28 protein-coding genes are annotated in these 25746 nt (G+C 65.0%); 18 read left to right on the top strand and 10 right to left on the bottom strand.

The annotated features are described in order from the left end of the window. The first annotated feature begins 65 nt into the window (after positions 1 to 65). On the top strand, positions 66 to 1034 hold the full coding sequence (locus tag IAI54_RS20580; protein WP_187968965.1) for a DUF1402 family protein: 969 nt from the start codon (positions 66 to 68) through the stop codon (positions 1032 to 1034). A gap of 13 nt (positions 1035 to 1047) precedes the next feature. On the opposite strand, the gene IAI54_RS20575 is transcribed toward IAI54_RS20580, so the two are convergent. From IAI54_RS20575 to IAI54_RS20560, 4 genes are read right to left on the bottom strand one after another with little or no spacing between them, the layout of a single operon-like run. Next, a complete protein-coding gene (locus IAI54_RS20575; protein WP_187968964.1) occupies positions 1048 to 1410 on the bottom strand; it encodes a helix-turn-helix domain-containing protein in 363 nt (120 codons plus the stop codon). Beyond that, entirely contained in the window at positions 1407 to 1961 is a 555-nt protein-coding gene (locus IAI54_RS20570) for a Smr/MutS family protein (protein WP_187968963.1), read from the bottom strand. The genes IAI54_RS20575 and IAI54_RS20570 overlap by 4 nt, the downstream gene beginning before the upstream one ends. Beyond that, positions 1958 to 3061, bottom strand: a complete 1104-nt coding sequence (gene mltA / locus IAI54_RS20565; protein ID WP_187968962.1) for a murein transglycosylase A — start codon at positions 3059 to 3061, stop codon at positions 1958 to 1960. The genes IAI54_RS20570 and mltA overlap by 4 nt, the downstream gene beginning before the upstream one ends. 15 nt (positions 3062 to 3076) lie before the next feature. Next, positions 3077 to 3784, bottom strand: a complete 708-nt coding sequence (locus IAI54_RS20560; RefSeq protein ID WP_187968961.1) for a Tim44/TimA family putative adaptor protein — start codon at positions 3782 to 3784, stop codon at positions 3077 to 3079. Positions 3785 to 3968: 184 nt separating this feature from the next. Here IAI54_RS20560 and IAI54_RS20555 point away from each other — a divergent pair, with 184 nt between their 5' ends. Together IAI54_RS20555 and secB are read left to right on the top strand one after the other, a co-directional pair. Continuing rightward, a complete protein-coding gene (locus tag IAI54_RS20555; protein WP_235679121.1) occupies positions 3969 to 4487 on the top strand; it encodes an FxsA family protein in 519 nt (172 codons plus the stop codon). A 132-nt stretch (positions 4488 to 4619) separates the two neighbouring features. Beyond that, positions 4620 to 5120 (top strand): protein-export chaperone SecB, encoded by a 501-nt coding sequence (gene secB / locus IAI54_RS20550; RefSeq protein ID WP_187968960.1) that lies wholly within the window; start codon positions 4620 to 4622, stop codon positions 5118 to 5120. A gap of 57 nt (positions 5121 to 5177) precedes the next feature. Here the strand turns inward: secB and dnaQ are convergent, their stop codons facing one another. The 5 genes from dnaQ to IAI54_RS20525 form a co-directional block, all read right to left on the bottom strand. Continuing rightward, positions 5178 to 5903 carry a DNA polymerase III subunit epsilon gene (gene dnaQ, locus IAI54_RS20545; protein WP_187968959.1) on the bottom strand — a complete coding sequence of 242 codons (726 nt, stop codon included), beginning with the start codon at positions 5901 to 5903 and terminating at the stop codon, positions 5178 to 5180. 61 nt (positions 5904 to 5964) lie between these two features. After that, positions 5965 to 6558 carry a dephospho-CoA kinase gene (coaE, locus tag IAI54_RS20540; protein WP_187968958.1) on the bottom strand — a complete coding sequence of 198 codons (594 nt, stop codon included), beginning with the start codon at positions 6556 to 6558 and terminating at the stop codon, positions 5965 to 5967. Next, on the bottom strand, positions 6555 to 7400 hold the full coding sequence (locus tag IAI54_RS20535) for a shikimate dehydrogenase (RefSeq protein ID WP_187968957.1): 846 nt from the start codon (positions 7398 to 7400) through the stop codon (positions 6555 to 6557). The genes coaE and IAI54_RS20535 overlap by 4 nt, the downstream gene beginning before the upstream one ends. After that, entirely contained in the window at positions 7393 to 7992 is a 600-nt protein-coding gene (locus IAI54_RS20530; RefSeq protein WP_187968956.1) for a Maf-like protein, read from the bottom strand. The genes IAI54_RS20535 and IAI54_RS20530 overlap by 8 nt, the downstream gene beginning before the upstream one ends. A 30-nt stretch (positions 7993 to 8022) precedes the next feature. Next, on the bottom strand, positions 8023 to 8844 hold the full coding sequence (locus tag IAI54_RS20525; RefSeq protein ID WP_187968955.1) for a pyruvate, water dikinase regulatory protein: 822 nt from the start codon (positions 8842 to 8844) through the stop codon (positions 8023 to 8025). Between the two features lie 402 nt (positions 8845 to 9246). On the opposite strand from IAI54_RS20525, the gene hemE reads away from it, so the two are divergent. The 8 genes from hemE to IAI54_RS20485 all read left to right on the top strand — a co-directional run bounded on the left by hemE (position 9247) and on the right by IAI54_RS20485 (position 17934). Continuing rightward, positions 9247 to 10272, top strand: coding sequence for a uroporphyrinogen decarboxylase (hemE, locus tag IAI54_RS20520; protein ID WP_187968954.1), 1026 nt, complete (start codon positions 9247 to 9249; stop codon positions 10270 to 10272). Next, positions 10269 to 10811, top strand: a complete 543-nt coding sequence (gene hemJ, locus IAI54_RS20515; RefSeq protein WP_187968953.1) for a protoporphyrinogen oxidase HemJ — start codon at positions 10269 to 10271, stop codon at positions 10809 to 10811. Before hemE ends, hemJ begins: the two co-directional genes overlap by 4 nt. Before the next feature lie 146 nt (positions 10812 to 10957). Further along, the gene (gene rho / locus IAI54_RS20510) at positions 10958 to 12223 is read left to right on the top strand and encodes a transcription termination factor Rho (RefSeq protein ID WP_187968952.1); all 1266 of its coding nucleotides are present in this window, start codon (positions 10958 to 10960) and stop codon (positions 12221 to 12223) included. A 91-nt stretch (positions 12224 to 12314) separates the two neighbouring features. After that, positions 12315 to 13649, top strand: coding sequence for a tRNA uridine-5-carboxymethylaminomethyl(34) synthesis GTPase MnmE (gene mnmE / locus IAI54_RS20505; RefSeq protein WP_187968951.1), 1335 nt, complete (start codon positions 12315 to 12317; stop codon positions 13647 to 13649). A 62-nt stretch (positions 13650 to 13711) separates the two neighbouring features. Continuing rightward, positions 13712 to 15574, top strand: coding sequence for a tRNA uridine-5-carboxymethylaminomethyl(34) synthesis enzyme MnmG (mnmG, locus tag IAI54_RS20500; protein WP_187968950.1), 1863 nt, complete (start codon positions 13712 to 13714; stop codon positions 15572 to 15574). A gap of 1 nt (position 15575) precedes the next feature. Next, a complete protein-coding gene (rsmG, locus tag IAI54_RS20495; RefSeq protein WP_235679120.1) occupies positions 15576 to 16202 on the top strand; it encodes a 16S rRNA (guanine(527)-N(7))-methyltransferase RsmG in 627 nt (208 codons plus the stop codon). Positions 16203 to 16221: 19 nt separating this feature from the next. Next, positions 16222 to 17022, top strand: a complete 801-nt coding sequence (locus tag IAI54_RS20490) for a ParA family protein (RefSeq protein WP_187968949.1) — start codon at positions 16222 to 16224, stop codon at positions 17020 to 17022. Positions 17023 to 17049: 27 nt separating this feature from the next. Beyond that, positions 17050 to 17934 (top strand): ParB/RepB/Spo0J family partition protein, encoded by an 885-nt coding sequence (locus IAI54_RS20485; RefSeq protein WP_187968948.1) that lies wholly within the window; start codon positions 17050 to 17052, stop codon positions 17932 to 17934. 261 nt (positions 17935 to 18195) lie between these two features. Here IAI54_RS20485 and holA read toward each other — a convergent pair whose 3' ends face one another. Then, the gene (gene holA / locus IAI54_RS20480; RefSeq protein ID WP_187968947.1) at positions 18196 to 19236 is read right to left on the bottom strand and encodes a DNA polymerase III subunit delta; all 1041 of its coding nucleotides are present in this window, start codon (positions 19234 to 19236) and stop codon (positions 18196 to 18198) included. Between the two features lie 154 nt (positions 19237 to 19390). Here holA and IAI54_RS20475 point away from each other — a divergent pair, with 154 nt between their 5' ends. From IAI54_RS20475 to trxA, 7 genes are all read left to right on the top strand, one after another. Further along, positions 19391 to 19780 (top strand): 5-carboxymethyl-2-hydroxymuconate Delta-isomerase, encoded by a 390-nt coding sequence (locus tag IAI54_RS20475; protein WP_187968946.1) that lies wholly within the window; start codon positions 19391 to 19393, stop codon positions 19778 to 19780. Positions 19781 to 19788: 8 nt separating this feature from the next. Further along, entirely contained in the window at positions 19789 to 21312 is a 1524-nt protein-coding gene (gene hpaE, locus IAI54_RS20470; protein WP_187968945.1) for a 5-carboxymethyl-2-hydroxymuconate semialdehyde dehydrogenase, read from the top strand. A gap of 74 nt (positions 21313 to 21386) precedes the next feature. Further along, positions 21387 to 22367, top strand: a complete 981-nt coding sequence (gene hpaD, locus IAI54_RS20465) for a 3,4-dihydroxyphenylacetate 2,3-dioxygenase (RefSeq protein ID WP_187968944.1) — start codon at positions 21387 to 21389, stop codon at positions 22365 to 22367. Between the two features lie 46 nt (positions 22368 to 22413). Then, the gene (locus IAI54_RS20460; RefSeq protein ID WP_187968943.1) at positions 22414 to 23289 is read left to right on the top strand and encodes a fumarylacetoacetate hydrolase family protein; all 876 of its coding nucleotides are present in this window, start codon (positions 22414 to 22416) and stop codon (positions 23287 to 23289) included. A 2-nt stretch (positions 23290 to 23291) separates the two neighbouring features. Then, the gene (hpaH, locus tag IAI54_RS20455; RefSeq protein ID WP_187973262.1) at positions 23292 to 24095 is read left to right on the top strand and encodes a 2-oxo-hept-4-ene-1,7-dioate hydratase; all 804 of its coding nucleotides are present in this window, start codon (positions 23292 to 23294) and stop codon (positions 24093 to 24095) included. A 76-nt stretch (positions 24096 to 24171) separates the two neighbouring features. After that, complete coding sequence (locus IAI54_RS20450) at positions 24172 to 24696, top strand: prolyl-tRNA synthetase associated domain-containing protein (RefSeq protein WP_187968942.1); 525 nt, start codon at positions 24172 to 24174, stop codon at positions 24694 to 24696. Positions 24697 to 24715: 19 nt separating this feature from the next. After that, positions 24716 to 25678: a thioredoxin gene (gene trxA, locus IAI54_RS20445; RefSeq protein WP_187968941.1), complete on the top strand. Its 963-nt coding sequence runs from the start codon at positions 24716 to 24718 to the stop codon at positions 25676 to 25678. Positions 25679 to 25746: the final 68 nt, after the last annotated feature.

The raw sequence follows: 25746 nt of genomic DNA, 5'->3' as shown, positions 1-25746 counted from the left end.
CGGAGTCGACTTGCCGGGCTGCTTTGAATAGTTTGGCCTCGGAGCGGATACAACAGGCACCATTCATGAGAAAATGGATCGTCGTCGCAGCGGCCCTCGTCGCGAACTCCGCCCTCCTCCCGGCCTGGGCGGGAGTCGCCGTGCCGCCCGGCAATCGCAACGTTGAACAGCCCGACGTGCCGTTCGGTTCGGCATCGCGGACGCGCGCCCTCAAGACGACCTACGAGGCCAAATACCGCAAGGTCTACGGCCTCCTCCAGCGCGACCAGGAACTGCGGTCCAAGATCCGGACCGCGGCGAACCAGTTCGGGATCGACCCGATCCATGTCGCCGGGGCGATCGTGGGCGAGCATACATACAACGTCGATGCCTACGACAGGCTGCAGGCCTACTACGTGAAAGCTGTCGCCTACCTGAATTCGAGCTTCGCCTTCTCCTATGAGGGCGAAAGCGTGGATACGTTCATCCGGCGACCGGAGTTCGCCGGATGCAACGGGCTCGGCGACAGCTACGATCTCTGGACCTGTCGCGAGGGCGTCTGGAACACGAGTTTCCGCGGCAGGACCGTGGGTGGTACGGCATTTCCGAACAATCGCTTCAGCGCGGTCTTCTTTCAGCCCTTCTATGCAGGGCAGACTTTCGGAATCGGCCAGTTGAACCCGCTGACGGCGCTGACGATGAGCGACATCGTCCATGAGAAGACCGGGCTTCCGCGCCTCGATCACACGGACGCGCAGGAGGTCTACCGGACGATCATGGATCCGGACCGGACACTGACCTACGTGGCGGCGACGCTGCGAAAGTCGATCGACGCCTACGAGACCATCGCCGGATTCGACATCTCGAACAATCCGGGCATCACGGCGACCTTGTACAATGTCGGCGATCCCGAAGCACGGGCGCGGGCGCTGAAGGCCGAAAACAGGGCGCGGGCGCAGCGGGGAGAGGCGCCGAAGCTGCCCGAGGAGAACTACTACGGCTGGCTCGTCAACGAGAAGCTGCCCGAACTCCGGGAACTCTTCCCGTCGAGCTGACGTCGCTCCCGGTTCACCGCGGGGTGGGTCCGCGAAGGCGTTCCGCGAGACCCTCCATCTCCTCTTCCGACAGGCTCGCGATTCGCGAGGCGAGGAGGTTGGCGAGCTCGGTCGCTGCGGGCGAGAGGCCGCCCGTGTCGATGACCACCTTCGGATGGGATCGTTCCGCGAGTCTGATCAGGTCCTCCGCGTCGTCCCAGATGATGTTGAAATAGCCGATGATCTTCTGGATCAACGCCCAGGTCGGCCGGCCCCGTCGACCACTCTCCAGGGCCGACAGGTAGGCGGCGCTGACGCCGATCGCGCGCGCCATCTCCTTCTGGGTCACCTTGCGGTCGCGCCGCATGTCGCGCATGCGCTGGCCGAAGGGCGTCACCGCTCCCTGACCTCGGTCTGCCGGCGCAGCCGGACGTAGAGCGCTCCGCCACCGCCGTGATGGCGCGCGGCCGCCTCGTAGCTGCCGACCAGAGGTCGGAACGAGGGCGTGGCGAACCAGGCCGGCACCGCCTTGCGCAGGACGCCGTCGCTGCCCATCGAAGACCCTTTTCCGGTGATGATCAGGACGTGGCGGATGCCCATGGCATAGGCCTTGCGGAGAAATCCGAGCAGCAGCGAATGGGCTTCGCCCTGGGTCATGCCGTGAAGGTCGACGCGGGCCTCGATCTGGAGCCGTCCCTTGGCGAGCTTATCGCGCGTCGGGCGGTCGAGGGTTCGCGGGCCCTGCAGCACCTTCTCGCCCGCCGCGGGTTTCGCCGGCGGCGGGACGTCGGACGGGGACGCCATATCCGGCGGGGGGTTGGGCAGAGGGTCGGGAACGAACGGATCCTGCGGGACCGTCTTGCCCTTCAGCGGCGTGGCACTCCTGGCGACCTGGTTCCAGAGGATGCGATCCTCGTCCGTCAATCCTGCGACGGGCCGCGCCTTCATGGTGTGCGGCCCGAAAGGGCACGCGGCACCAGCGCGAAGAAGTCCGCATCATGCTTGACGACGCCCGCGATCTCGCCGGCCGCGTCGCCGGAACCCGCGAAGAGGTCGCCGCGAGCCGCACCGACGATCGCCGAGCCCGTATCCTGCGCGATCATCAGATGCGCGAAGGGCGCGCTTCCGAATGCCGCAAGGTGGGGCGCGTGCACGAAGACCGGGGTGCCGAAGGTGTGGAGCAGCCGGTCGACCGCAATCGAGCGGCGCGGCGTGAGCGGAACCTTCGCCGCCGCGACGGGGCCGAGCGACGCGTCGGCCACGGGTGCATCGCGAAAGAAGATGAAGGAGCGGTTCTGCCACAGAATCTCGTCGACGCGGCCGGGATTTTCCCTGAACCAGGCGCGGATCGACTGCATCGTCACCCGTTCCCGCGGAATCTCGCCCATGGCCGCGAGCACATGACCGGGACCGGTGAAGCGCTGGCCCGACTTGGCGGCATAGGTGATCCGGCGCAGCCCCTCCGGCATACGCAGTCTCGCCGCGCCCTGGACGTGGATGAAGAAGACGTCGACGGGGTCCTCGAGCCAGGCGATTTCCAGTCCGCGGCCGGCGAGTGCGCCCTGCTCGATGGCCCGGCGGTCGGGATATTCGACGATCCTCCCGTCAGGCCGGCGCCTTGCGAACGCCAGATAGGGGTCGAGGCCCTCGGGCCGCGCGTCGTCTTCCACGTCCACGAGGTCGTCCGGACGCGCCAGGATCGGAAAGCGGAACCGATCGGTGCGCACCGGAGAAGCATCGGCCTCGGGCTCGTAGAACCCGGTGACGAAGCCGGTGGGCCGATCGTCGGGCCGGATGGCGTAGGGGTCGAACCAGGTCTCGAAGAAGAGACGCGCCGCTGCCTCGTCCAGACGAGGGACCGCGAGCGCGGCGTCGAAGGCATCGCCGAAACCGGAAGACCGGATCCCGAGCGCCCCTGTCCGGTATGGCTTGATCGCGTGATGGCCGGCGCTCCGCCGGAAGGCGTCGAAGGCTCCCGCCATGGCATCCAGATGCCATCCCGGCAGCGCGTCGAAGGAAACCGGCTGGAGAAGCGGAGAGAGGGCCACCTCGATCCGCCGGGGTCAGTCTTCGGCTTCGGTCGCGACCAGCTTCCAGTTGGGGTCGCGCGAGCGGGTGTCGCGAGCGAACGTCCAGACGTCCTTGACCTCGGCCACCGTCTCCGGATCGCCGTCGATGACGACGCCCGCACCGTCCCGCGTGGCGGAGATCAGTTCGCTGACGATCCGCAGCGTGACATGCGCCTCCGTCCCCTTCATCTCGGCGCCGACGATGTCGGCCTTGTCGATCCCGACGAAGGAGGACTGGATCTTCTCCGAACGGGTCTCTCGCTCGGCGATCGCGGCCACGAAGCCCTCGTAGACGTCCCGGGAGAGGAGGTTCTTCAGCGTCTTCCGGTCGCCGTCGGCATAGGCCATCACGATCATCTCGTAGGCCATCTTGGCGCCCTCGACGAAGCCCTTCGGATCGAAGCTCTGATCGGCATCGCGGATCGCGCGCAGGCCCTTGTTCAGATCGGTCCCCGGTGCAGCCACCTTGTCGATCGCGGCATAGGCGGCATCGGTCTCCGGGGCGCCCTTGCGCCGCGGCAGCGAGACGACGTTGTCCTGTGCAGCGGCCGCCGGTTCCTTCTCTCGTGAGCGCGCTGCCGTATAGGGATCGAAGGGCGGTTTCTCATGGCCGGTCCGGCGGCCGAGCACGTTCCGCAGCTGCATGAAGATGACCACCGCAGCGACGATGAAGAACAATGTGCCGAAATCGAAAAATTCCATTGGTCCGCCGAGCGATCGTTTCGAGATGCGGCTGCGCTTCCGAGCCTGTCGCAGGCACGCACCCATCGAATGCATATAGAACGCGTGCCACGATCATTCAAATCCCGCGTGGACACACCATATGTATATGGAGGCCCGATCACGGGGCGGCAATGGCCGTCCCTCCACCGCGGATGGCAGCAACGTGCGATTTCCTTCCCTATTCCTGATCTTCCTGGTCGTCCCGCTGCTCGAGATCGCCGCCTTCGTGCTCGTCGGCAGCCGGATCGGGGTGCTGGCGACACTGGGAATGGTTCTCTTCACCGCCGTGGTCGGCTCGGTGCTCCTGCGCGTTCAGGGGTTCGGCCTGCTGCGGCGCATCCAGGCCGAGACGGATGCGGGCCGGGTTCCGGGGCGGGAGCTGGTGCACGGAGCCATGATCCTGCTCGCGGGCTTTCTCCTGCTCCTTCCGGGCTTCGTCACCGATGCCATCGGTTTTCTTCTCTTCATCCCGGCCTTCCGCGAGTGGATGTGGCGAAGCATCGCCAGGCGCGTGCTGGTGAAGGTCGACATGACGGGATTTCGGGCGGGCGGCGCGGACATGCGCCATCGGCGCGATCCGCGAACGATCGATCTCGACGCGGAGGAATTCAGCCGCACAGGCCCCGGGACGCGCGACGCCGACGGCAGCTCTCCCTGGCGCCGGATCGACGGCGACCGCTGAGGACGCGCGCCGCTTCGGGCCGGTTTCCGGTCGTCGCGCCCGTGCTGTCTGCTTGTAACGCCCTGCCACCCATGTTAGCCAACCGCCCGACCCGGCCGCCCGCGCGCGGCGACTTCACAAGGATCGAGTGACATGGCCGAATCGCAGGACAGCAACGCCGGTGGCGCAGTGAGCAATGGCAACGGCGCGCAGCCGACGCTCAACATCATGGCCCAGTACGTCAAGGACCTGTCCTTCGAAAGCCCCGGCGCACCGAACTCGCTGCGCGGACGCGACAAGGCCCCGAGCATCAACATCAACGTCAATGTCAACGCGAACCCGCTGTCTGAGAACGACTTCGACGTGAATCTGACGCTGACGGCGAAGGCCAACGTCGACAAGGAAGTTCTCTTCAACGTCGAGCTCGTCTATGGCGGCGTCTTCCGCATCGCCGGCTTCCCGAAGGAGCACGTCCTGCCCGTGCTCTTCATCGAGTGCCCTCGCCTGCTGTTCCCCTTCGCGCGCCAGATCGTCGCCGAAGCGACCCGCAACGGCGGCTTCCCGCCTCTGATGCTCGATCCGATCGACTTCGCCCAGATGTTCCAGCGCAAGCTCGCCGAGGATCAGGCCAAGGCCAAGGTGCAGATGAGCTGAGCCGGCGCGGCGACGGCTGATTTCGAGGCGGGCGGCGCGGCGAGCGGCGCCCGTTCTTCATTCTGCCGGCGCCGCTCCCGCCGCCTGCGGAAGAATGCGTTTCCATAGGGCCGATTCGCCCAGCGATTCGATCATCCGCGCGTGCGCTGCGCGTTCCGCATCGCCGAGCCGTGGAGCCAGCGGCCTCGGCCGTTCGGACAGGACGATCGCGACGTCGACGTCGGCGGTCGTCTCGACGACGGTCTCGACGATCTCCAGCCCCAGGGCAGCCTGCTTGCCGCCGACCAGCTCGATATAGACTTCCGCGAGAAGTTCCGAATCGAGCAGCGCGCCGTGCTTGGTGCGCCGCGAATTGTCCACACCGTAGCGCCGGCACAGCGCGTCGAGCGAATTGGGACCCATCGGATGCTTGCGCCGGGCGATCGCCAGCGTGTCGACGACGCGGTCCGCCCCGATCGGCTCGATCCCCAGCCGCGCGAGTTCCTGGTTGACGAAGCCCATGTCGAAGCCGGCATTGTGAGCGATCAGTTTCGCGCCTTCTATGAAGGCGAGAAACTCGCCGGCGATCTCGGCAAACCGGGGCTTGCCCTGCAGGTCGGCCATACTGATGCCGTGCACCGCCTGCGCCTCGGGATGAATCTGGCGATCTCCCGGATGGATGTAGAAATGGATGAAGCGGCCGGAGGGGAAGCGGTTGACGAGTTCCACGCCGCCGATCTCGATGATCCGATCCTCGCGCGAATCGAGGCCGGTCGTCTCGGTGTCGAATATGATCTCGCGCATGGCCACTTCCCCGATTCGCTCATGTCCATCGTACAGGCCGCGGGCCAGCGGTTGAACCGGTCTAGGCCGAACCCCCGCCCGACAATTCACCGATAATTCGGACGACCTCCCGCCGGGCCGGCTCCATCCCCTGTCCGGTGTCGATCACGAAATCCGCCCGGGCACGCTTTTCGGAGTCCGGAACCTGTTTCGCCAGGATCGCCTCGAACTTGCCCGCGGTCATGCCGGGACGCGCCAGCACGCGCGATCGCTGGACGTCCGCGGGCGCGCTGACCACCGCGACGCGATCAACGCGCCCCTCGGCGCCCACCTCGAACAGGAGGGGTATGTCGAGGACGACGAGGGGGGTACCGGCCGCGCGGTGCTTCGCCAGGAAGTCCATTTCGGCTTCGCGGACGAGCGGATGGACGATCGCCTCCAGCCGCTTCAACGCGGCGGAGTCGCCGAGCACGGCCGTCGACAGCCGATTGCGATCGACGATGCCGTCGACGACCGTCTGGGGGAACGCCGCAGCGACGAGCGGGACCGCCTTGCCCCGGTAGAGTTCGTGCACGACCGCGTCGGCGTCGTTGACCGGCACGCCCTCGGCAGCGAACATCGCAGCCGTGGTCGATTTTCCCATGCCGATCGAGCCGGTGAGGCCGAGGACGATCATCGATGGCGCTCCATGTCGGCGATCACCAGGTCGCGGAGCTCGGCCGTCACCTCGGGCGTCGACCCGAACCAGCGGGCGAAGCCCGGAACGGCCTGGTGCAGCAGCATGCCGAGACCATCGACCGTCGTCAGCCCCCGAGCCCTGGCGCTCGAAAGAAGCGGGGTCTCCAGCGGGACATAGACGATGTCGGTGACGATGGCCGAGGAAGGGAGCGGCTTCAGGTCGAAAAGCTTGCCTTCGTGCCGGCCGGCCATGCCGATCGGCGTGGTGTTGACGAGGAGATCGGTATCGGAAAGCAGTTCGGAACCGGCGTTCCAGTCATGCCCGGTCACCCGCTCGCCGAAGCGGTCGGCAAGGTCACGGGCCCGATCGATCGTCCGGTTGACGACGCGGATCTCGCGATAGCCTTTCTGGAGCAGCGCATACAGGATCGCCCTTGCACTGCCGCCCGCTCCCAGCACGACCGCGCGTCGCCCGGACGCCCAGCCCGGAGCCCGCGCGTCGAGATTGGCGGAGAAGCCTGACCAGTCCGTGTTGGTGGCCTCGAGGCGCCCGTCCTCGAGCCAGACGGTGTTGATGGCGCCGATGAGATCGGAGGCGTCGTCATAGGCGTCGACGACCGCGAAGGCCGTTTCCTTGTGCGGGATGGTGACGTTACCGCCGCGGTATCCGGCCGGTCCGATGCCGCGCAGGAAGGCGACGAAGTCCTCGGGCGGCACGTCGACCGCCTCGTAGCGACCGTCGATGCCGAGCCTGGCGAGCCAGTGGCCATGGATCAGGGGTGACCGGGAATGCGCGATGGGATGGCCGCAGACGAAGGCCTTGACGGGTGCCTCAACCATCGATCGCGCCAAGCTCCCGGAGCGCGGACAGAAGCGGCAGCAACGGCAGGCCGACGATGGTGAAATGGTCGCCCTCGATCGTCTCGAACAGCTGGATGCCGCGCCCCTCGATCTGGTAGGCGCCGACGCTGGTCAGCGCCACCTCCCCGACCGCCGCGAGGTGCCGGCCGATGAATCCCGGATCGAGGTGGCGCATCGTCATGCGCGCCACCGATACGTGGCGCCAGATCGCCTCGCCGTTCCTCGCAAGCACGACGGCGCTGTTCAGGTGATGGGTCCGGCCGGACAGCTTCAGCAGATGGCGCCGCGCGCCCTCCATGTCGGCCGGCTTGTGGAAGGTCTCGTCGTCCAGCGACAATGTCTGATCGGAGCCGATCACCAGCGCGCCGGGCCGTGCCTCGCTGACGGCCGTCGCCTTGGCTTCGGCCAGCACGAGCGCGACCTCTTCCGCCGTGACCCCCGTCCGGGCGAGCGGGGCCTCGATGGCGCGCTCGTCGAGATCGGGCTTCAGGACGGTGAACTCGAGGCCTGCGTCTTCGAGCAGCTTCCGTCGATAGGGGCTCGCAGAGGCTAGGATGATGGGAACGGCCATGGCGGGTGCTTCTCCTGACGCACCGAGTGGCTATCTGCTGCGCGATCGCAAGGCAAGGATGGCGGCGGCCGTCTCCTCTATGGAACGCCGGGAGACGTCGATCATCGGCCAGCCGTGCCGGGTGCAGATCTTTCGGGCATGTCCCAGTTCCTCCGCGATGATCGACCGGTCGGCATAGCTTTCCGCCTGATATCCGACGCTGCTGCCGAGTATGCGGTTCTGGCGAACGTGCGAGATGCGCTCCGCCGTCGCGATCAGCCCGACGATCAGGGGTCTCTTCGCCGTCTTCAGGCAGTCGGGAATGTCGAGGCCGAAGACGATGGGAACGTTGGCGGTCTTGATGCCTCTGTTGGCGAGATAGATGCTGGTCGGTGTCTTCGACGTTCGCGAGATGCCGACGAGAACGATGTCCGCTTCCTCGATATCGGCCGGAAGCTGGCCGTCATCGTGTTCCATGGTGAAGTTCAGCGCGTCGATGCGGCGAAAGTAATCGGCATCCAGGACATGCTGCGCGCCGACCCTTCGCCCCGCAGGCTCGCCGAGATAGGACTGGAAGACGGCGAGGACCGGCTCCAGGACCGAGACGCAGGGCAGCCCCATCGCGGCGCAGCGGTCATCCACGATGCGAGCGAGGCTCTGGTCGACGATCGTGTAGAGCACGATGCCGGGCTGGGCGTCGATCTCATCGAGGACGGCGGCGATCTGCCGCTCCGTCCGGATCAGGGGATAGATGTGCTCGATCGCGCGGGCATCCTTGTACTGCGCAGACGCCGCACGGCCGGCTGCCAGCAGGGTCTCGCCCGTCGCGTCGGAAATCAGATGGAGATGGAAATAGCTCTGCGGTTTGTTCACAGCCTGCCGGAGATCCTGTGGGAATCGCGGGACAGCGGACCCATCGGGCGGCCCGCCACGCGGCCGACTGTACCAGAAGCGGTTTCGTCCACAATCCGCAGGCCTGTTCACGGCGCCGGCGGGCAGGGGAGAACTTCTCGGACGAATCGGGGCCGCCTCCTCCCGTCCCAATCGACGGCTGGAGTTGGATCATTGCGAGGCAATTGATTTTCTTGCGCGTTTCCGCATGATCCCCGATGTTGACAGGATCGTGCGGACGATCTGTCATTCTGACGGGACGGCTTCGGCGACTGGCTCGATTGGGGAAAAGCCGATATCCCCGATACGAACAGAGTCACAGTAGAATCAGATTCGTTAAAAAAAGATTCTCTTCTTTAGGAAGGGAAGGGAGGAATGGAGCGAATGGCCGATGATCGCCGGATGATGAGGGTGCTGAGGGGCGAGACGCTGTCGCCTCCGCCGATCTGGATGATGCGCCAGGCGGGCCGGTACCTGCCGGAGTACCGCGCGACGAGGCAGGAGGCCGGCAGTTTCCTCGACCTCTGCTATTCGCCGGATTTCGCGGTCGAAGTGACGCTCCAGCCCATTCGCCGGTACGGCTTCGATGCCTCCATTCTCTTTTCGGACATTCTCGTCGTCCCGCATGCACTCGGCAGGGATCTTCGCTTCGAGGAAGGACGTGGCCCGCTGATGACGCCGATCGCCGAGGAGGAGATCGGCGGGCTGGCCAGTTCCGGTTTCCACGAGAGGCTCGGACCCGTCTACGAGACCGTCCGGAGACTGCGGGCGGAATTGCCGGGAGAAACGACGCTTCTCGGCTTCTGCGGCGCCCCATGGACGGTCGCCACCTATATGATCGCCGGCAGAGGAACACCTGACCAGGCAGCGGCGCGCCTGTTCTCCTACCGGTATCCGAAGGCTTTCGCGAAGCTCATCGATCTCTTGGCTGACGTCTCGGCCGATTACCTGATTCGCCAGCTCGACGAAGGCGCCGACGCGGTGCAGATCTTCGACAGCTGGTCGGGCGTCCTCGACGAGGCATCCTTCGCTGCCTATTGCGAGGCGCCCGTCCGCCGCATGGTGGAGCGGATCAAGGCCAGGCATCCGCATGCGCCGGTGATCGGCTTTCCCAAGGGAGCCGGATCCCGCTACGAAGACTACCGGGAGAACACGGGCGTCGACGTGCTTGCGCTCGACTGGTCGGTGCCCCTGACCACCGCTGCACGGCTTCAGCGAGAGGGTCCGGTTCAGGGCAACCTCGATCCGATGCGTCTGGTGGCGGGCGGAACGGCGCTGGAAGAGGGCATCGACCGGATCCTGCAGAGCCTCGGCGGTGGCCCATTCGTCTTCAACCTCGGCCATGGCGTCACTCCCGAGACCCCCCTGGAGCACGTGGCGGCCATGGTTGCGCGGGTCCGCGGACGATGACGACGGCCCCTGCAGGACCATCCGACAGCGGCGCTAAAGCGGCGCGCCGCGCGGCCGTCGCGATCGCCGTCTTCCTGGCGCTGACGCTCGCCCTCTTTCTCGCCGATCCGGAGAATTTCTATCTCTGGGCAAAGGCGATCCACGTGATCGCAGTCATCTCCTGGATGGCCGGCATGCTCTACCTGCCCCGCCTGTTCATCTACCACTGCGATGCCGAACCGGGTTCGGTACAGTCCGAGACGTTCAAGGTCATGGAGCAGCGGCTGATGAGGGTCATCATCAACCCCGCCATGACGATCACGTGGGTCTTCGGTCTCTGGCTCGCATGGGAGGGCTTTTCCTTCCAGCCCGGGTGGCTCCATGCCAAGATCGCGCTGGTGGTCGTCCTCTCGGGATTTCACGGCTATTTCGCAGGCGCCGTAAGACGCTTCTCCGAAGACCGGAACACCAAGCCGGCACGACACTGGCGCATCATGAACGAGGGGCCGACGATCCTGATGGTTCTGATCGTCGTGCTCGTGATCGTGAAGCCGTTCTGAACGCATCGACAAGCCTGCTTGCGCTCGGCGCCGTGCAGCGTTAAAAGACCACCTTCCTTCCTTACAGCGCAGCAGAATTTCTCCCTCCGCCGCCGGCCTTCGCCGCATCCGCTGTATCTCGCCTCACACCGTCAGAGCCGTTCTCCATGCAGGAAATGAAACTCCAGGACTTCAAGAACAAGAAGCCCACAGATCTGATCGCCTTCGCCGAATCGCTCGAGGTGGAGAACGCGAGCGTCATGCGCAAGCAGGAGCTGATGTTCGCCATTCTGAAGAAGCTTGCCGCGCAGGATATCGAAATCATCGGTGACGGCGTGGTGGAGGTCCTCCAGGACGGGTTCGGCTTCCTGCGCTCGGCGAATGCGAACTATCTTCCTGGTCCGGACGACATCTACATCTCCCCCTCGCAGATCCGCCGCTTCTCGCTGAAGACCGGCGATACCGTCGAGGGGCCGATCCGCAGTCCCAAGGAAGGCGAACGGTATTTCGCGCTCCTGAAGGTCAACACGATCAACTTCGATGATCCGGAGAAGATCCGCCACAAGATCCATTTCGACAATCTGACGCCGCTCTATCCGAACGAGAGGCTGAAGATGGAGGTGGAGAACCCGACGACGAAGGACATCTCCCCGCGCGTGATCGATCTCGTCGCGCCTCTGGGCAAGGGACAGCGCGGCCTGATCGTCGCGCCGCCCAGAACCGGCAAGACGGTGCTGCTCCAGAACATAGCGCATTCGATCACGTCGAATCATCCCGAGTGCTTCCTGATCGTGCTGCTCATCGACGAACGGCCGGAGGAAGTGACCGACATGCAGCGCTCGGTGAAGGGCGAAGTCGTTTCGTCGACCTTCGACGAGCCGGCGGTTCGCCACGTCCAGGTGGCGGAGATCGTGATCGAGAAGGCGAAGCGGCTGGTCGAGCACGGGCGCGACGTCGTCATCCTCCTCGACTCCATCACCCGCCTCGGCCGCGCCTACAACACGGTCGTGCCGTCGTCCGGCAAGGTGCTCACCGGCGGTGTCGACGCCAACGCGCTGCAGCGGCCGAAGCGCTTCTTCGGTGCTGCCCGCAACATCGAGGAAGGCGGGTCTCTGACCATCATCGCCACGGCGCTGATCGATACGGGCAGCCGCATGGACGAGGTGATCTTCGAAGAGTTCAAGGGCACGGGCAATTCCGAGATCGTGCTGGACCGCAAGGTCGCCGACAAGCGCATCTTCCCCGCGATGGACATCCTCAAGTCCGGCACCCGCAAGGAAGACCTCCTGGTTCCGCGCCAGGATCTGCAGAAGATCTTCGTGCTCCGCCGCATCCTGTCGCCGATGGGAACGACCGATGCCATCGAGTTCCTGATCGACAAGCTGAAGCAGACGAAGAGCAACGCCGATTTCTTCGATTCGATGAATACCTGACGCGTATCGATTCGCCTGCGTGACGATTAGTGCCTCTTCCGGCTGCGCGCCGGTTACCGGGCGGGGTCAAGCGGCGTGACCGGAAGAGCGGATGTGTGCCGTGATCCAGGATACGATATTCGCGCTGTCGAGCGGCAGGCTTCCGGCCGGGATCGCCGTCATGCGCCTTTCCGGTCCGGCAGCCTTTTCCGCAGCCGAGGCCCTTTCCGGGCCTCTGCCACCGCCGCGACAGATGGAGTTGCGGTCGATCCGCAAGTGCTCCGCCGAACTGATCGACCGCGGTATGGTCGTCGCTTTCCCGGCTCCGCACAGCTTCACCGGCGAGGACAGCGTGGAGTTTCATCTGCATGGGGGCCGGGCGGTTGTCACGGCTCTCACGCAGGAGCTTTGCACCTTCGCCCACATCCGCCAGGCGGAAGCAGGGGAGTTTTCACAGAGGGCGTTTCGCAACGGCAAGCTCGATCTGACGACAGCCGAGGCTCTGGCGGACCTCATCGATGCCGAGACGGAGGCGCAGCGACGGTTCGCCATCGACAATGCGGGCGGTCGAAACGCGGCGCTTTATGGAGACTGGAGAGAAAAGCTCCTGGTGGCGCGGGCTCTTATCGAGGCGGAACTGGATTTTCCCGATGAAGACGACGTGCCCGGTTCGGTCGCTGCTCCGGTATGGCACGGCATCGAAGCGATGGCGCGTGAAATAGCCGTGCATCTCGATGGATACCATCGTGGCGAGATCATCCGGGACGGCTACAGAGTGGCCATAGTCGGGGCTCCGAATGCGGGGAAGTCGAGCCTGCTCAACGCGATTGCCCGGAGGGACGTGGCCATCGTCTCGCCGGAGCCCGGAACGACCCGCGACCTCGTCTCCGTCGACCTCGATCTTCGCGGGATCAAGGTCACGCTCACCGACACGGCCGGTATGCGGGCCGAGGCGGGGTTCGTCGAACAGCAGGGCATCGAGCGCGCTCGGGAAGCGGCGAGCAGGTCCGACCTCATTCTGCTGGTCGAACCGGATCCGGGACTCCTCGATGTACGCGGCTTTCTGCCGGAAGCGGTTCCCGTCGTACGGGTTCATTCGAAGATAGACGTTCATGAAGGATCGGATTCACGTGAAACACGGGCCGATATCGCGGTATCCGCATTAACCGGAGAAGGCCTGCATGATCTCATCGACCTCATCGGCGCCAGGGCTGAGTCGGCCGTCGGCACCAGAGTGGACACTGTTCCGTTTCGGGAACGGCATGTTGCCGAGCTGAGAGCCGCGCTCTTCGCTCTTCAGCAGTTTCTCGATCTGGATGGTGGTCCTCTCGAGATTGCGGCTGAACAGTTGCGAGGCGCATCCGACCGACTCGCGAGGATCATAGGCGCCATCGATGTCGAGGATTTGCTCGACGTGGTGTTTTCGCGCTTCTGCATTGGGAAATGAGATCTCGCGTCGTCGTGACTCACGTGAAACAACGTTGTACCAGATGACCATCGGAGAAGAGTATGGCGACATATGATGTGGTGGTCATCGGAGGCGGCCATGCCGGTTGCGAAGCCGCATCTGCGTCGGCGCGCGCAGGAGCGCGGACCGCGCTGGTGACCCTCTCTGCCGACACGATCGGTGTCATGTCCTGCAATCCGGCGATCGGCGGACTCGGAAAAGGCCATCTCGTTCGCGAAATCGATGCCCTCGACGGTCTCATGGGCCGCGTCGCCGACGATGCGGGTATTCAGTTCAGATTGCTCAACCGTCGTAAAGGTCCGGCGGTAAGAGGTCCTCGCACCCAGGCCGACCGTAAGCTGTACCGGTCGGCCATGCAGGCCGAGATCCAGGCGCTAAGCGGGCTCGACGTCATCGAGGGCGAGATCGAGTCGATCCTCGAGGAGGATGGCGGGGTCCGGGCGGTTCGGCTGGCGGACGGTCGTTCCATTCGCTGCCTCGCGGCGGTCATCACGACAGGGACCTTCCTCGGCGGTCTGATTCACATCGGCGAGCGGCGATTTCCGGCCGGACGAATGAACGAGCGGGCGAGCCAGGCGCTCAGCGGCTGGTTTCGCTCGCGCGGGTTCGACGTTGGACGATTGAAGACGGGGACGCCGCCGCGGCTTGACGGGCGGACCATTGCCTGGAACCGGATCGGGAGCCAGGCGGCGGATGACGATCCCGTTCCATTCTCGTTCCTGACGACGAGCATTCGCAACAGGCAGATCGAATGCGGCGTGACCCACACGACCCCGCAGACACATGCGGTAATCCAGGCAAATCTCGGTCGCTCCGCCATGTATTCCGGAAATATCGAAGGCATCGGCCCACGATACTGTCCCTCTATAGAAGACAAGATCGTCAAGTTCGCCGATCGTGATCAGCATCAGATCTTTCTGGAACCGGAAGGACTGGATGATGAAACGGTCTATCCGAACGGCATTTCGACGTCGATGCCGGAAGATGTTCAACGCGATATCCTCGCGACCATACCAGGTCTCGAGGACGTCCGCATGGTTCAGCCGGGTTATGCCATCGAATACGACTTCCTGGATCCAAGAGGTCTCCATCCCAGCCTGGAGACCCGTCGTGTGTCCAGGCTGTTTCTGGCGGGCCAGATCAATGGGACGACCGGTTATGAGGAGGCGGCAGCACAGGGCTTGGTGGCTGGCCTTAATGCAGCTCGCCGAGCGGGCGGGCTCGACCCCGTCGTCTTCAGCCGCACCGACTCCTATATCGGCGTCCTGGTCGACGACCTGGTGAGCCGAGGTGTCTCGGAGCCCTACAGGATGTTCACGTCGCGCGCGGAGTTCCGGCTTTCGCTGCGGGCTGACAATGCGGATCTGCGGCTGACCCCTGTGGCGCTCCAGCTTGGGATCGTGGGGCGCGACCGGAGCGACTCGTTCACGGCGAAGCGAGGCGCCCTCGACGCTGCGCGTTCGCTTTGCCGGAGCGTCAGTGCCACGCCGAACGAAGCAAACCGTCATGGTTTGATCGTCAATGCGGATGGTGTGAGACGCACGGCTTACGAATTGCTTGCGAGGCCGGAAGTCTCTCTCGTGGACCTGCAGGCGATCTGGCCCGACCTCCGATCGATCGATCCGACCATCGTTGAAGCCCTTGAAATCGAGGCGAAATATGCCGTGTATCTCGAGCGCCAGGCGACCGACATAGCCCGGGTCCGGCGCGAGGAGGAGACTGCGATCCCGCGGGGGATCGATTACGCATCCATGACCGGACTCTCCCGCGAATTGTCTCAGAAGCTGGCGGCGAGAAGGCCTGTCAGCATTGCGGAGGCGCAGAAGATCGACGGGATGACGCCGGCTGCTCTTGCTCTGGTCCTGGCGCAGGTCAGGAACGGTCGCAACAGGAGCGTCGGCTAGCGTGTCGCGTTATGAGGCCTTGTGCGCCGTTGCCGGACCTGTTTCACGTGAAACGTTCGACAAGCTGCTCGCCTTCGAAACGATCTTCCGCAAATGGGCCGCGCGAATCAATCTGGCGGCGCCGTCGACGTTGAGCGAGTTGTGGACACGCCATATTCTCGACAGTGCGCAACTGCTTTCTCTCGCGCGGGACGCGAAGCGTTGGGCCGACATCGGGTCGGGAGGAGGATTCCCGGGAGCGATCATGGCGATTCTGCTCAACGATCAATTGGATAGCTCGATCATCCTGATCGAATCGAATGGAAAGAAGGCCGCGTTCCTGAGGAACGTGCTCGCTGACCTCGCCGGTCGGGCCAGGATCGCGCCGGAAAGAGCCGAGACCGTCATCTCTGCACAACCCGCGCCTGACGTCGTGACGGCCCGTGCGGTAGCCCCCCTGCGCGACCTTCTCACTCTGACCGAACCGTGGATGGAGGCCGGAACAAGGGCCCTGTTTCACAAAGGCCGGGATTTCCGGTCGGAAGTGAAATCAGCGAGTGACACGTGGAATCTCGATTTGGTAGAACATCGAAGCGCGGTCGATCCGCTAAGCGTCGTTCTGGAGATCGATCGAATCCGACGCGTGTGACGAACAGCGGAAGCGGGATATGATGCTCAACGGAGCCAGGATCATCACTGTCGCTAACCAGAAGGGCGGAGTCGGCAAGACGACCACGGCCATCAATCTGGCGACGGCCCTTGCCGCCATCGGTGAAAAGGTGCTCATCGTCGACCTCGATCCGCAAGGGAATGCCAGCACAGGGTTGGGGATCGATCGGAAGGACCGGGATATCTCGTCCTACGACGTCATGCTCGGGACCGCTTCCATCGTCGAGGCCGCGACATCGACTGCCGTCCCGGAGCTTTCGATCGTTCCGTCCACGATGGATCTCCTCGGTGTCGAGATGGAGATTGCCGGCGCGCCGGATCGGGCTCTGCGGCTGCGAAATGCGCTGCGCGGACCAGTGTCATCGTCGGGAAGCTTCGACTACGTGCTGATCGATTGCCCGCCTTCACTCAATCTCCTGACCATCAACGCGATGGCAGCCGCCGATTCGGTGCTCGTTCCCCTGCAGTGCGAATTCTTCGCGCTCGAAGGCCTGAGCCAGCTGCTGGAGACCATCGGCGGCGTGCGGGCTTCAGTCAATCCGGCCCTCGAAATCCAGGGTATCGTGCTGACGATGTTTGACGGGCGCAACAACCTGGCGAATCAGGTCGTCGATGACGTTCGCCAGCACATGGGAGACAAGGTCTATCAGACGGTCATTCCGAGGAACGTCCGTGTGTCGGAGGCGCCCTCCTACGGCAAGCCGGCGATTCTCTACGATCTGAAGTGCACCGGCAGCCAGGCCTATCTGCAGCTCGCGTCGGAGGTCATCCGCCGGGAGCGGCGGCTTCGGGCAGCGTAGAACAGCACCAACCGCGAGGGCAAACAGATGAGCGAAGATCTCTCCCGCAAGCGGCTCGGCCGCGGTCTCGCAGCGCTGATCGGTGAAATCGACAAGCCCGCCAGTCCCGGACGTCAGGCGGCTCCGTCCGACCGCAAGGTGCCGATCGAATTCATAGCGGCCAATCCGCGCAATCCGAGGCGCCGGTTCGCCGAGGCTGATCTGGCCGATCTCGCCGCCTCCATCAAGGAGCATGGAATCGTCCAGCCGATCGTGGTCCGACCCTCCCCGGGCGGCAGGTACGAGATCATCGCCGGCGAGCGTCGCTGGCGTGCAGCTCAACAGGCTGGTGTGACGGATGTTCCCGTCATCGTGCGTGAGGTCGATGATCGCGTCGCTCTGGAAATCGCGATCATCGAGAACGTACAGCGCAGCGACCTGAACCCGGTCGAAGAAGCGGCAGGCTATCAAAGCCTCATCGACGAGCATCACTACACCCAGGCGGATCTCGCTCAGGTCATCTGCAAATCGCGCAGCCATGTCGCGAACACGCTACGGCTGCTGAAGCTGCCGCCTGACGTGCGTCAGATGCTCACGGATGGCGTTCTTTCGGCGGGCCATGCGCGGACGCTCGTTACGGTGGATCAGCCCATGGCGCTCGCTCAGCGCATCGTGTCCGAAGGGTTGTCCGTGCGCCAGGCGGAGGCTCTTGCGCAGACGCCTGACGCCAAGGCCGGCCATGACCGTGAACGCAAGCCCAAGGAGGCGCCGCGCGAGAAGGACTCCGATACCATAGCGCTCGAGAGGCTGCTTTCGGACGCGATCGGACTTGGCGTGACCATCAACCACAAGAGCGGTGGCGGCGAACTGCGGATCAGCTACAGTTCGTTGGAGCAGCTCGATGACCTCTGCCGTCGTCTTCAGGCACATTGACGCCAGTTCCGCGCATGCCGATGCCGAACATGTCGCGAAAAGGTGGGCGGGCACCGGTTTGGGTCCGACGACAGGCGCGGACCCAAAGATCTGAAGCGCGCGGAGCGAAGCTCTAGGATCGCTGCATCCCGTCGGAACCAGGCGCGAGGCGGCGCGACAAGCCCGACCGGATCCGTTTCACTCTTCCTCTCCTCGGGCCGATCTGAAATCCCGGGACTATCCACCCGGTGGGACGAAGCGCTGCGGCGCTCCGTCGTACGATCAGGAGCCGCGGCGGGCCGACTGCACGCCCAATGCCAGCAGGGTCTGACGTGTCGCCTCGACCGCCAGTTCCGGACGTCTACGGGTGAGCAGAACGGTCTGCTGCAGCCGGTCGAGGCCCTGGGCCAAGGCGTCGCTCGTCCACCGTGCGAGGGCATGTTCGACGATCGTCCGCCTGGCAAAGAAGACGGGAGGGCGCGCACCTGCCACGACGCTCGAGGCGTTGCGTCCCGAGACGTCCATGTCGGCGCGCAGGGCGGACAGCAACTGGAACTGGCGCATCGTCGTCGACAGAAGCAGGAACGGGGCGGTCCCGGCCGACAAGGCGCGCTGCATTTTCTCGTCCATCTCGGCGAGACGCCCCTGAAGCATCGCATCGACGACCTGATCGGCCGAGACACCAGCCACGTCACCCAAGGATGCTTCGACGTCTGCGACCTCGATCGTAGCGCGCCCGGCGGCGTACAGTATCAGCTTCTGGATCTCGCCACGGCTCGCGAGGCGGTCTCCTCCGACCTGCGACTTCAGGAGCTGGCGCGCCTCGAGCGTGATCATCATGTCCGCCGCCTGAAGTTCCTGGTCCAGAAGCTGGTCGATGGAACGGCCTTCATCGGCGTAGCAGGGCAGTGCCATCGCGCATCGTGCACTCTCCGCGACCGTGCGAAGGGGCGCGTTCTTCTTCAGGTCTCCCGCCTCGACGAGGACGATGGCGTCCTGCGGCGGACGTTCGCAGAGAGCCTTCACCGCTTCGGCGATTGCCTTGTGCGTTCCGGCATTGCGCAGCCAGATCAACCGCCGTCCCCCGAACATGGACACGGTGGAAGCCTCGTCGATCAGCCGCCCCGGATCACCTTCGATCTCGCCTGCTTCGAGCTTTACCACGGAGAACGGGTCGTCGAGGTCGAGTCCGGTTCCCCCGGCGAACCGTTTCGCACGCTCCGACACCAGCCCCCTGTCCGGTCCGTAGACCAGCACGATCACGGCTGCCGGATCCGGTCGCGCGAGCCAGCCGTCGACCTCGTGAGACTTCTTCTGTGCCATGCCTCTCCATATCACGACCCAGACCGCAGGCCAGAGGCGATGAATGGACGATCCTGATGCCGAGCGGTTTCACGTGAAGCAGCCGCGCAGGCATGGCATGTTGACACGACGAAGCGAACTAGTTAACGCGTTAATCAACCCACGAAGGTGATCCATGCCGCACGTCTCGATCGAGTACTCGTCGAACCTCGACGGCGCGGTCGACATGCAGCGCGTCTGCGACGTCGTCCACGAAGCGCTGGCCGCCTGCGGGCTGTTCGAACTCGGCGCTCTGCGCGTTCGCGCCATTCGCTGCGACGCCTATGCGATCGCCGATCGACTGCCGCGAAACGCGTTTATCGACATGAGCCTGCGCATGGGCGCCGGCCGCGCCTCCGAGGACCGCGAGCGCGCGGGCAAGGCGATCTTCGAAGCCGTATCCAATGTCGTGGCGCCTCTTCTCGCCGAGCCGCATTTCGCGCTCTCGCTGGAGATCCGGGAAATCGACCCCGTGCTCAGCTGGAAGCGCAACGCCATGCACCCCCGGCTTCGCGCCGCAACGTAGGGAAGCCCATGTCCGACCTGGCCACCAATCTCGCCAAAGCAAACGACTATCTCGCCCGCTTCCGCAAGGACGGCGTGATGAACCATATCGGGGGCGAGAGCGTTGCTGCCGCCGATGGCGGGACGTTTCAGAGCGTGTCGCCCATCGACATGGCGCCGCTCGCGACCGTGGCCCGCGGGACGGTGGCGGATATCGAGCGCGCCGCCAAGGCGGCGAAAGCCGCCTTTCCTGCCTGGGCCGCGATGAACGGCGACGCGCGTAAGGCGCTCCTGCACCGGATCGCCGATGCGATCGTCAAGCGCGCGGAGGAAATCGCGTTCGTCGAATGCATGGACACCGGCCAGGCGCTCAAGTTCATGTCGAAGGCGGCGCTTCGGGGTGCGGAAAACTTCCGCTTCTTCGCCGATCGGGCGCCCGAAGCCCGCGATGGACGGACGTTGCGGGCGCCCGACCAGGTGAACATGACGACACGGGTTCCGATCGGACCCGTCGGCATCATCACGCCGTGGAACACGCCCTTCATGCTGTCCACCTGGAAGATCGCGCCCGCGCTCGCGGCCGGCTGCACGGTGGTTCACAAGCCGGCCGAGTTTTCGCCGCTTTCGGCACGCCTGCTCGTCGAGATCGCGGAGGAGGCTGGGCTGCCGAAGGGTGTCTGGAACCTCGTCAACGGCTATGGCGAGGAGGCCGGCCGGGCGCTGACCGAACACCCCGACATCAAGGCGATCGGCTTCGTGGGCGAGAGCCGCACCGGGTCGCTGATCATGAAGCAGGGAGCGGACACGCTGAAGCGCGTCCATTTCGAACTGGGGGGCAAGAATCCGGTCATCGTCTTTGCGGATGCCGATCTGGAGCGGGCGGCAGATGCGGCCGTCTTCATGATCTACTCCCTCAATGGCGAACGCTGCACGTCGTCGTCGCGCCTGCTCGTCGAAGACAGCATCCATGACGCCTTCACCGCCACCGTGGCGGAAAAGGCGAGGCGCATCCCGATCGGGCATCCGCTCGATCCGAAGACCGTGATCGGTCCCCTGATCCATCCCGATCACGAGAAGAAGGTCCTGTCCTATGTCGAGACGGCGCGACGGGAGGGCGCTACCATCGCGGCTGGTGGCGCGAAGGTCACGACCGGTGAACTCGGCCGGGGGTGCTACGTCGAGCCGACGCTGTTCACCAATGCGCGCAACGACATGCGGATCGCCCAGGAAGAGATCTTCGGTCCGGTGCTCACCGCCATCCCCTTCCGCGACGAGGCGGAAGCGCTGGCGCTCGCAAACGACGTCCCGTACGGACTGACGGGCTATCTCTGGACCTCCGACGTGACGCGCGCCTTCCGGTTCACGGATGCGCTACAGGCCGGCATGATCTGGGTGAACTCCGAGAACGTGCGGCACCTGCCCACACCGTTCGGCGGGATCAAGAACTCGGGCATCGGGCGCGACGGCGGCGACTGGTCGTTCGACTTCTACATGGAGACCAAGAACGTCGCATTCGCCACCGGAGCACATGCGATCGCCAGGCTCGGCGGCTGACCCGGACTGATCGAGATCAAGATCCGCGCCGCCGCCGCCCCCTAGGCTCACGACGACACATTGGGAGGATTGCCATGCCCCTGCCGAAACCGAACCTCTATCCACCATTCCACATCGTCAGACTGAGCCATGTGGAACTCAACGTCACGGACCTCGCCAGGTCGCGGGCCTTCTGGGTCGACACGCTCGGGCTCCAGGTGACGCACGAGGACGACGAGCTGATCACGTTGCGGGCGATGGAAGAGCGCAATCATCACTGCGTCATCCTGCGCAAGTCGGACCGACCCTCGGCGGGCCACCTTGCGTTCAAGGTCTATGCCGAAGAGGATCTGGACAAGGCACATGCCTGGCTGTCGGCCCGCGGGCATGCAGTGGAGTGGGTCGAGCGGCCCTGGCAGCACCGCACCTTGCGAACCCGCGACCCGCAGGGCATTCCGCTCGAATTCTACGCAACCATGGAACGGCTCGCGCCGATCCACCAGAAGTACGCCCTCTACAAGGGCGTCAAGCCGCTGCGGATCGATCATTTCAACTGCTTCTCCACCGATGTGGACGCCTCGGTGGGCTTCTACAACGACATCGGTTTCCGGGTCAGCGAGTACACCGAGGACGAGGAGACGAAGCGTCTCTGGGCGGCCTGGATGCACCGCAAGGGCGGGGTGCACGACATGGCCTTCACGAATGGCCGGGGCCCGCGGCTGCACCACGTGGCGTTCTGGGTGCCGACGCCGCTCAACATCATCGACCTGCTCGACCTGATGTCGACGACGGGCTATCTCGCCAGCATCGAGCGCGGGCCCGGACGCCACGGCATCTCCAACGCCTTTTTCCTCTACGTCCGCGATCCCGACGGCCACCGCATCGAGATCTACTGCTCGGACTATCTCACCATCGATCCCGACCACGAGCCGATGCGGTGGGATCTGAAGGATCCGCAGCGACAGACGTTGTGGGGGGCGCCGGCGCCGAAGAGCTGGTTCGAGGAAGGCACGCCCTTCGCGGACACGGCGATCGGCGAACCCACGCTCGCGGCGCAGCCGATCGTGGCGCCTTGACGGCTGGCGCCGTTGCATGCCGCATGACGGCGAGGAGGACCAGGCCATGAGCGCGCCGACGCGGTTCGTCAGTTTCACCCACCGTGATCGCCCTGGCTGGGGGATCGAGACCGGGGCCGGCATCGTCGACCTGTCGCGGCGGCACGGCCACCGGTGGCCGAGCCTGCGCGAAGTCGTGGCCGCCCATGCCCTGGCTGGGCTTTCGGAGGAGGGTACCGGCCTCGAAGCCGATTTTCCCGCAAGCGACATCGGATACGGGATTCCCATTCCGCAGCCGGAGAAGATCATCTGCGTGGGAGTGAACTATCCGGACCGCAACGAAGAGTACAAGGACGGGCAGGCCGCGCCCGGCAACCCCTCGCTTTTCGTGCGGTTCCCGTCCTCGTTCGTCGGCCACGGACATCCGCTGAACCGGCCGCCGGAATCCATCCAGCTCGACTACGAAGGCGAGATCGCACTGGTCATCGGCAGGTCGGGGCGGCGAATTCCGGAAGCGCGAGCGCTTGACCATGTCGCCGGCCTCACGCTCTGCAACGAAGGCACGATCCGCGACTGGGTGCGTCATGCCAAGTTCAACGTCACACAGGGCAAGAACTTCGACGGCACCGGGTCCATGGGTCCGTGGCTGGTTCCCTACACCAACGAGGCGCAGATCGCCGACATCGTGCTTCAGACGCGGGTCAACGGAGAGGTCCGGCAGCATGACCGGACGAGCCGCATGATCTTCTCCTTCCGCCGGATCATCGCCTACGTCTCGACCTTCACGACGCTCGTGCCGGGAGACGTGATCGTGACGGGAACGCCGACAGGCGCGGGCGCACGACTCGATCCGCCGGTTTGGCTCAAGCCCGGCGATGTGGTGGAAATCGAGGCGGAAGGCCTCGGCGTCCTGCGCAACGGCGTACGGGAGGAGACCGTGTGATGCTGCTTTCCGAGAGGGAGATCGCCGCCGCGGCGGAAAAGCTCGAAGAGGCCGAGCGGACCCGGGTTCAGACCGGGCTGCTGTCGCTCGCCTATCCCGGCATGACCATGGATGATGCCTATGCGGTGCAGGCGGGATTCGTCGCGCGCAAGCGCGCCGCGGGGAGGCGGGTCATCGGGTGGAAGATCGGCCTCACCTCCAAGGCCATGCAGCAGGCGCTGGCGATCGACACGCCTGATTCGGGAGTACTCCTCGACGACATGCTGTTCGACGACGGCGCCGCGATCCCGCCGGACCGATTCATCCAGCCGCGAATCGAAGCAGAGGTGGCCTTCATCATGAAGGCGCCGCTGGCGGGGCCCGGGGTCACCGTCTTCGACGTGTTGGCGGCGACGGCCTATGTGACGCCGTCCTTGGAGATCCTCGATACCCGCATCCTCCGCGTGGATCCGGCAACCGGCCGGGCCCGGACGATCGTCGACACGATCTCCGACAACGCGGCCAATGCCGGCCTGGTGCTCGGCGGACGCGCCATGCCGCCGGACCAGGTCGACATGCGCTGGATGGGCGCGATCGTCTCGCGCAACGGGGAGGTTGAGGAGACCGGCCTCGGCGCCGGTGTCCTCAACAATCCGGCGCGGGGCGTCGCCTGGCTGGCGAACCGCCTCGCGCGCTATGGCGACCGGATCGAAGCAGGGCAGATCGTTCTCGCCGGATCGTTCATCCGCCCCGTGGAAGCGCGCCATGGCGACACCATCGTCGCGGATTTCGGTCCGCAGGGGACGGTGAGCTGCCACTTCCGGTGATGCTGGGTCCGGCCGCGCCGCTTGCCGAGCGGCCGGCATTCTCCTAGAGGGATTCCCGGAACGGAAGGGAACCGAAATGGCGAGGACGCGTGCGGATCTGATGGCCTATCTCGAGGGCCTCGGGATCGAGACGACGACGGTCGATCACCCGCCTCTCTTCACCGTCGAGCAATCCCAGGCCCTGCGGGGCGAGATTGCCGGCGCGCATACCAAGAACCTCTTCGTGAAGGACAAGAAGGGACGATACTTCCTCCTCACGGTCGGCGAGGACGCGGAGGTCGACCTGAAGACCGTCCATCAGACGATCGGTGCGTCCGGACGCGTCTCCTTCGGCAAGCCGGATGCGCTGTGGGATCTGCTCGGCGTACAACCGGGGGCGGTCACGGCCTTCGGCGTCATCAACGACGTCGGGTCGCAGGTGACTCTGGTCCTCGATGCCGCCTTGATGCAGAATGACGTCGTGAACTGTCATCCATTGACGAACGAGGCGACGACGACCATCGCAAGCCGCGATCTGCTTCGTTTTGCCGAGGCGACGGGCCACGTTCCTCTGGTCTTGAACCTCGCCACTGCATCGCCACATGACGGCAACCTCGCCTGAGAATCGGAAAGCCTGAGACATGAGCACCCGGGACAACCCCTTCGCCGGATCGAACGGCGGATACGACACCGAAATCAGCTTCGGAATGGAACCGCCTGTTGCGGCCAGACCCGCGGGGGACCTGATCAAGGACACGACGACTGCGGGATTCGCGGCCGATGTCATCCAGGAATCCCGCAAGCAGACCGTCCTGGTCGATTTCTGGGCGCCATGGTGCGGGCCGTGCAAGCAGCTGACGCCCGTGCTCGAAAAGGCGGTTCGCGAGGCGGGTGGTGCGGTCAAGCTCGTGAAGATGAACATCGACGACCATCCTGCGATCGCCGGCCAGCTTGGGATCCAGTCGATCCCGGCCGTCATCGCCTTCCGCGACGGGCGCCCGCTCGACGGCTTCATGGGAGCCCTGCCGGAAAGCCAGGTGAAGGCCTTCATCAAGAAGGTGGGCGGCGAGGCAGCCGATCCCGTGCAGGACGCCCTCGCCGATGCGGCCGCCGCTCTCCAGGCGGGCGATCTCGAAGCTGCGGGCGCCATATATGGCGGCATTCTGCAGGCGGTGCCCGGCCATCCGGTTGCATCGGGGGCGCTTGCCGGCCTGCTGGTCGATCTGGGAGATCTGGAATCGGCCAGGACCGTGCTGGCGGAGGCCGTGGTGAAAGACAAGGAGCCGGCCGAACTCGCGAGCGCCCGAACGCGCCTGGCACTGGCGGAGGAGGTCGCCGCTCTCGGCGATCCGCGCGAGCTCCTGCAGCGGCTCGGGCAGGATCCCGACGATCACGACGCGCGCTTCGATCTTGCGCTGATCCAGAATGCGCAGGGCCTGCGGGCAGAAGCGGCCGACAGCCTGCTGCACATCATCAAGGCCGATCGCAGCTGGCGCGACGACGGCGCGCGGGCTCAACTGCTGAAATTCTTCGAAGCCTGGGGCATGACCGATCCGGCGACGTTGTCGGCAAGGCGGCGGCTGTCGTCGGTCCTGTTCTCCTGACCGCAGACGTGCGAGAATCCGGATGGTGGCATTGCCGTCCGGATCAGATGTTCCAGATTCCAGGGCAA

The sequence above is a fragment of the Aquibium microcysteis genome (assembly GCF_014495845.1).
Taxonomy (GTDB): Bacteria; Pseudomonadota; Alphaproteobacteria; order Rhizobiales; family Rhizobiaceae; genus Aquibium; species Aquibium microcysteis.
The sequence above is the reverse complement of the archived record's forward strand: the minus strand, read 5'-3'. Positions and strand labels throughout refer to the sequence as shown.

Coding starts and splice junctions, on each gene's coding strand:
- IAI54_RS20460 (WP_187968943.1), top strand. CDS start 22,414: ATGAGCGCGCCGACGCGGTTCGTCAGTTTCACCCACCGTGATCGCCCT.
- hpaE (WP_187968945.1), top strand. CDS start 19,789: ATGTCCGACCTGGCCACCAATCTCGCCAAAGCAAACGACTATCTCGCC.
- trxA (WP_187968941.1), top strand. CDS start 24,716: ATGAGCACCCGGGACAACCCCTTCGCCGGATCGAACGGCGGATACGAC.
- IAI54_RS20490 (WP_187968949.1), top strand. CDS start 16,222: ATGATGCTCAACGGAGCCAGGATCATCACTGTCGCTAACCAGAAGGGC.
- coaE (WP_187968958.1), bottom strand. CDS start 6,558: ATGATCGTCCTCGGCCTCACCGGCTCGATCGGCATGGGAAAATCGACC.
- secB (WP_187968960.1), top strand. CDS start 4,620: ATGGCCGAATCGCAGGACAGCAACGCCGGTGGCGCAGTGAGCAATGGC.
- IAI54_RS20535 (WP_187968957.1), bottom strand. CDS start 7,400: ATGGTTGAGGCACCCGTCAAGGCCTTCGTCTGCGGCCATCCCATCGCG.
- hpaD (WP_187968944.1), top strand. CDS start 21,387: ATGCCCCTGCCGAAACCGAACCTCTATCCACCATTCCACATCGTCAGA.
- IAI54_RS20560 (WP_187968961.1), bottom strand. CDS start 3,784: ATGGAATTTTTCGATTTCGGCACATTGTTCTTCATCGTCGCTGCGGTG.
- mnmG (WP_187968950.1), top strand. CDS start 13,712: ATGGCGACATATGATGTGGTGGTCATCGGAGGCGGCCATGCCGGTTGC.
- mnmE (WP_187968951.1), top strand. CDS start 12,315: ATGTGTGCCGTGATCCAGGATACGATATTCGCGCTGTCGAGCGGCAGG.
- IAI54_RS20485 (WP_187968948.1), top strand. CDS start 17,050: ATGAGCGAAGATCTCTCCCGCAAGCGGCTCGGCCGCGGTCTCGCAGCG.
- IAI54_RS20580 (WP_187968965.1), top strand. CDS start 66: ATGAGAAAATGGATCGTCGTCGCAGCGGCCCTCGTCGCGAACTCCGCC.
- IAI54_RS20530 (WP_187968956.1), bottom strand. CDS start 7,992: ATGGCCGTTCCCATCATCCTAGCCTCTGCGAGCCCCTATCGACGGAAG.
- holA (WP_187968947.1), bottom strand. CDS start 19,236: ATGGCACAGAAGAAGTCTCACGAGGTCGACGGCTGGCTCGCGCGACCG.
- rho (WP_187968952.1), top strand. CDS start 10,958: ATGCAGGAAATGAAACTCCAGGACTTCAAGAACAAGAAGCCCACAGAT.
- IAI54_RS20475 (WP_187968946.1), top strand. CDS start 19,391: ATGCCGCACGTCTCGATCGAGTACTCGTCGAACCTCGACGGCGCGGTC.
- IAI54_RS20450 (WP_187968942.1), top strand. CDS start 24,172: ATGGCGAGGACGCGTGCGGATCTGATGGCCTATCTCGAGGGCCTCGGG.
- hemJ (WP_187968953.1), top strand. CDS start 10,269: ATGACGACGGCCCCTGCAGGACCATCCGACAGCGGCGCTAAAGCGGCG.
- dnaQ (WP_187968959.1), bottom strand. CDS start 5,903: ATGCGCGAGATCATATTCGACACCGAGACGACCGGCCTCGATTCGCGC.
- hemE (WP_187968954.1), top strand. CDS start 9,247: ATGGCCGATGATCGCCGGATGATGAGGGTGCTGAGGGGCGAGACGCTG.
- IAI54_RS20570 (WP_187968963.1), bottom strand. CDS start 1,961: ATGAAGGCGCGGCCCGTCGCAGGATTGACGGACGAGGATCGCATCCTC.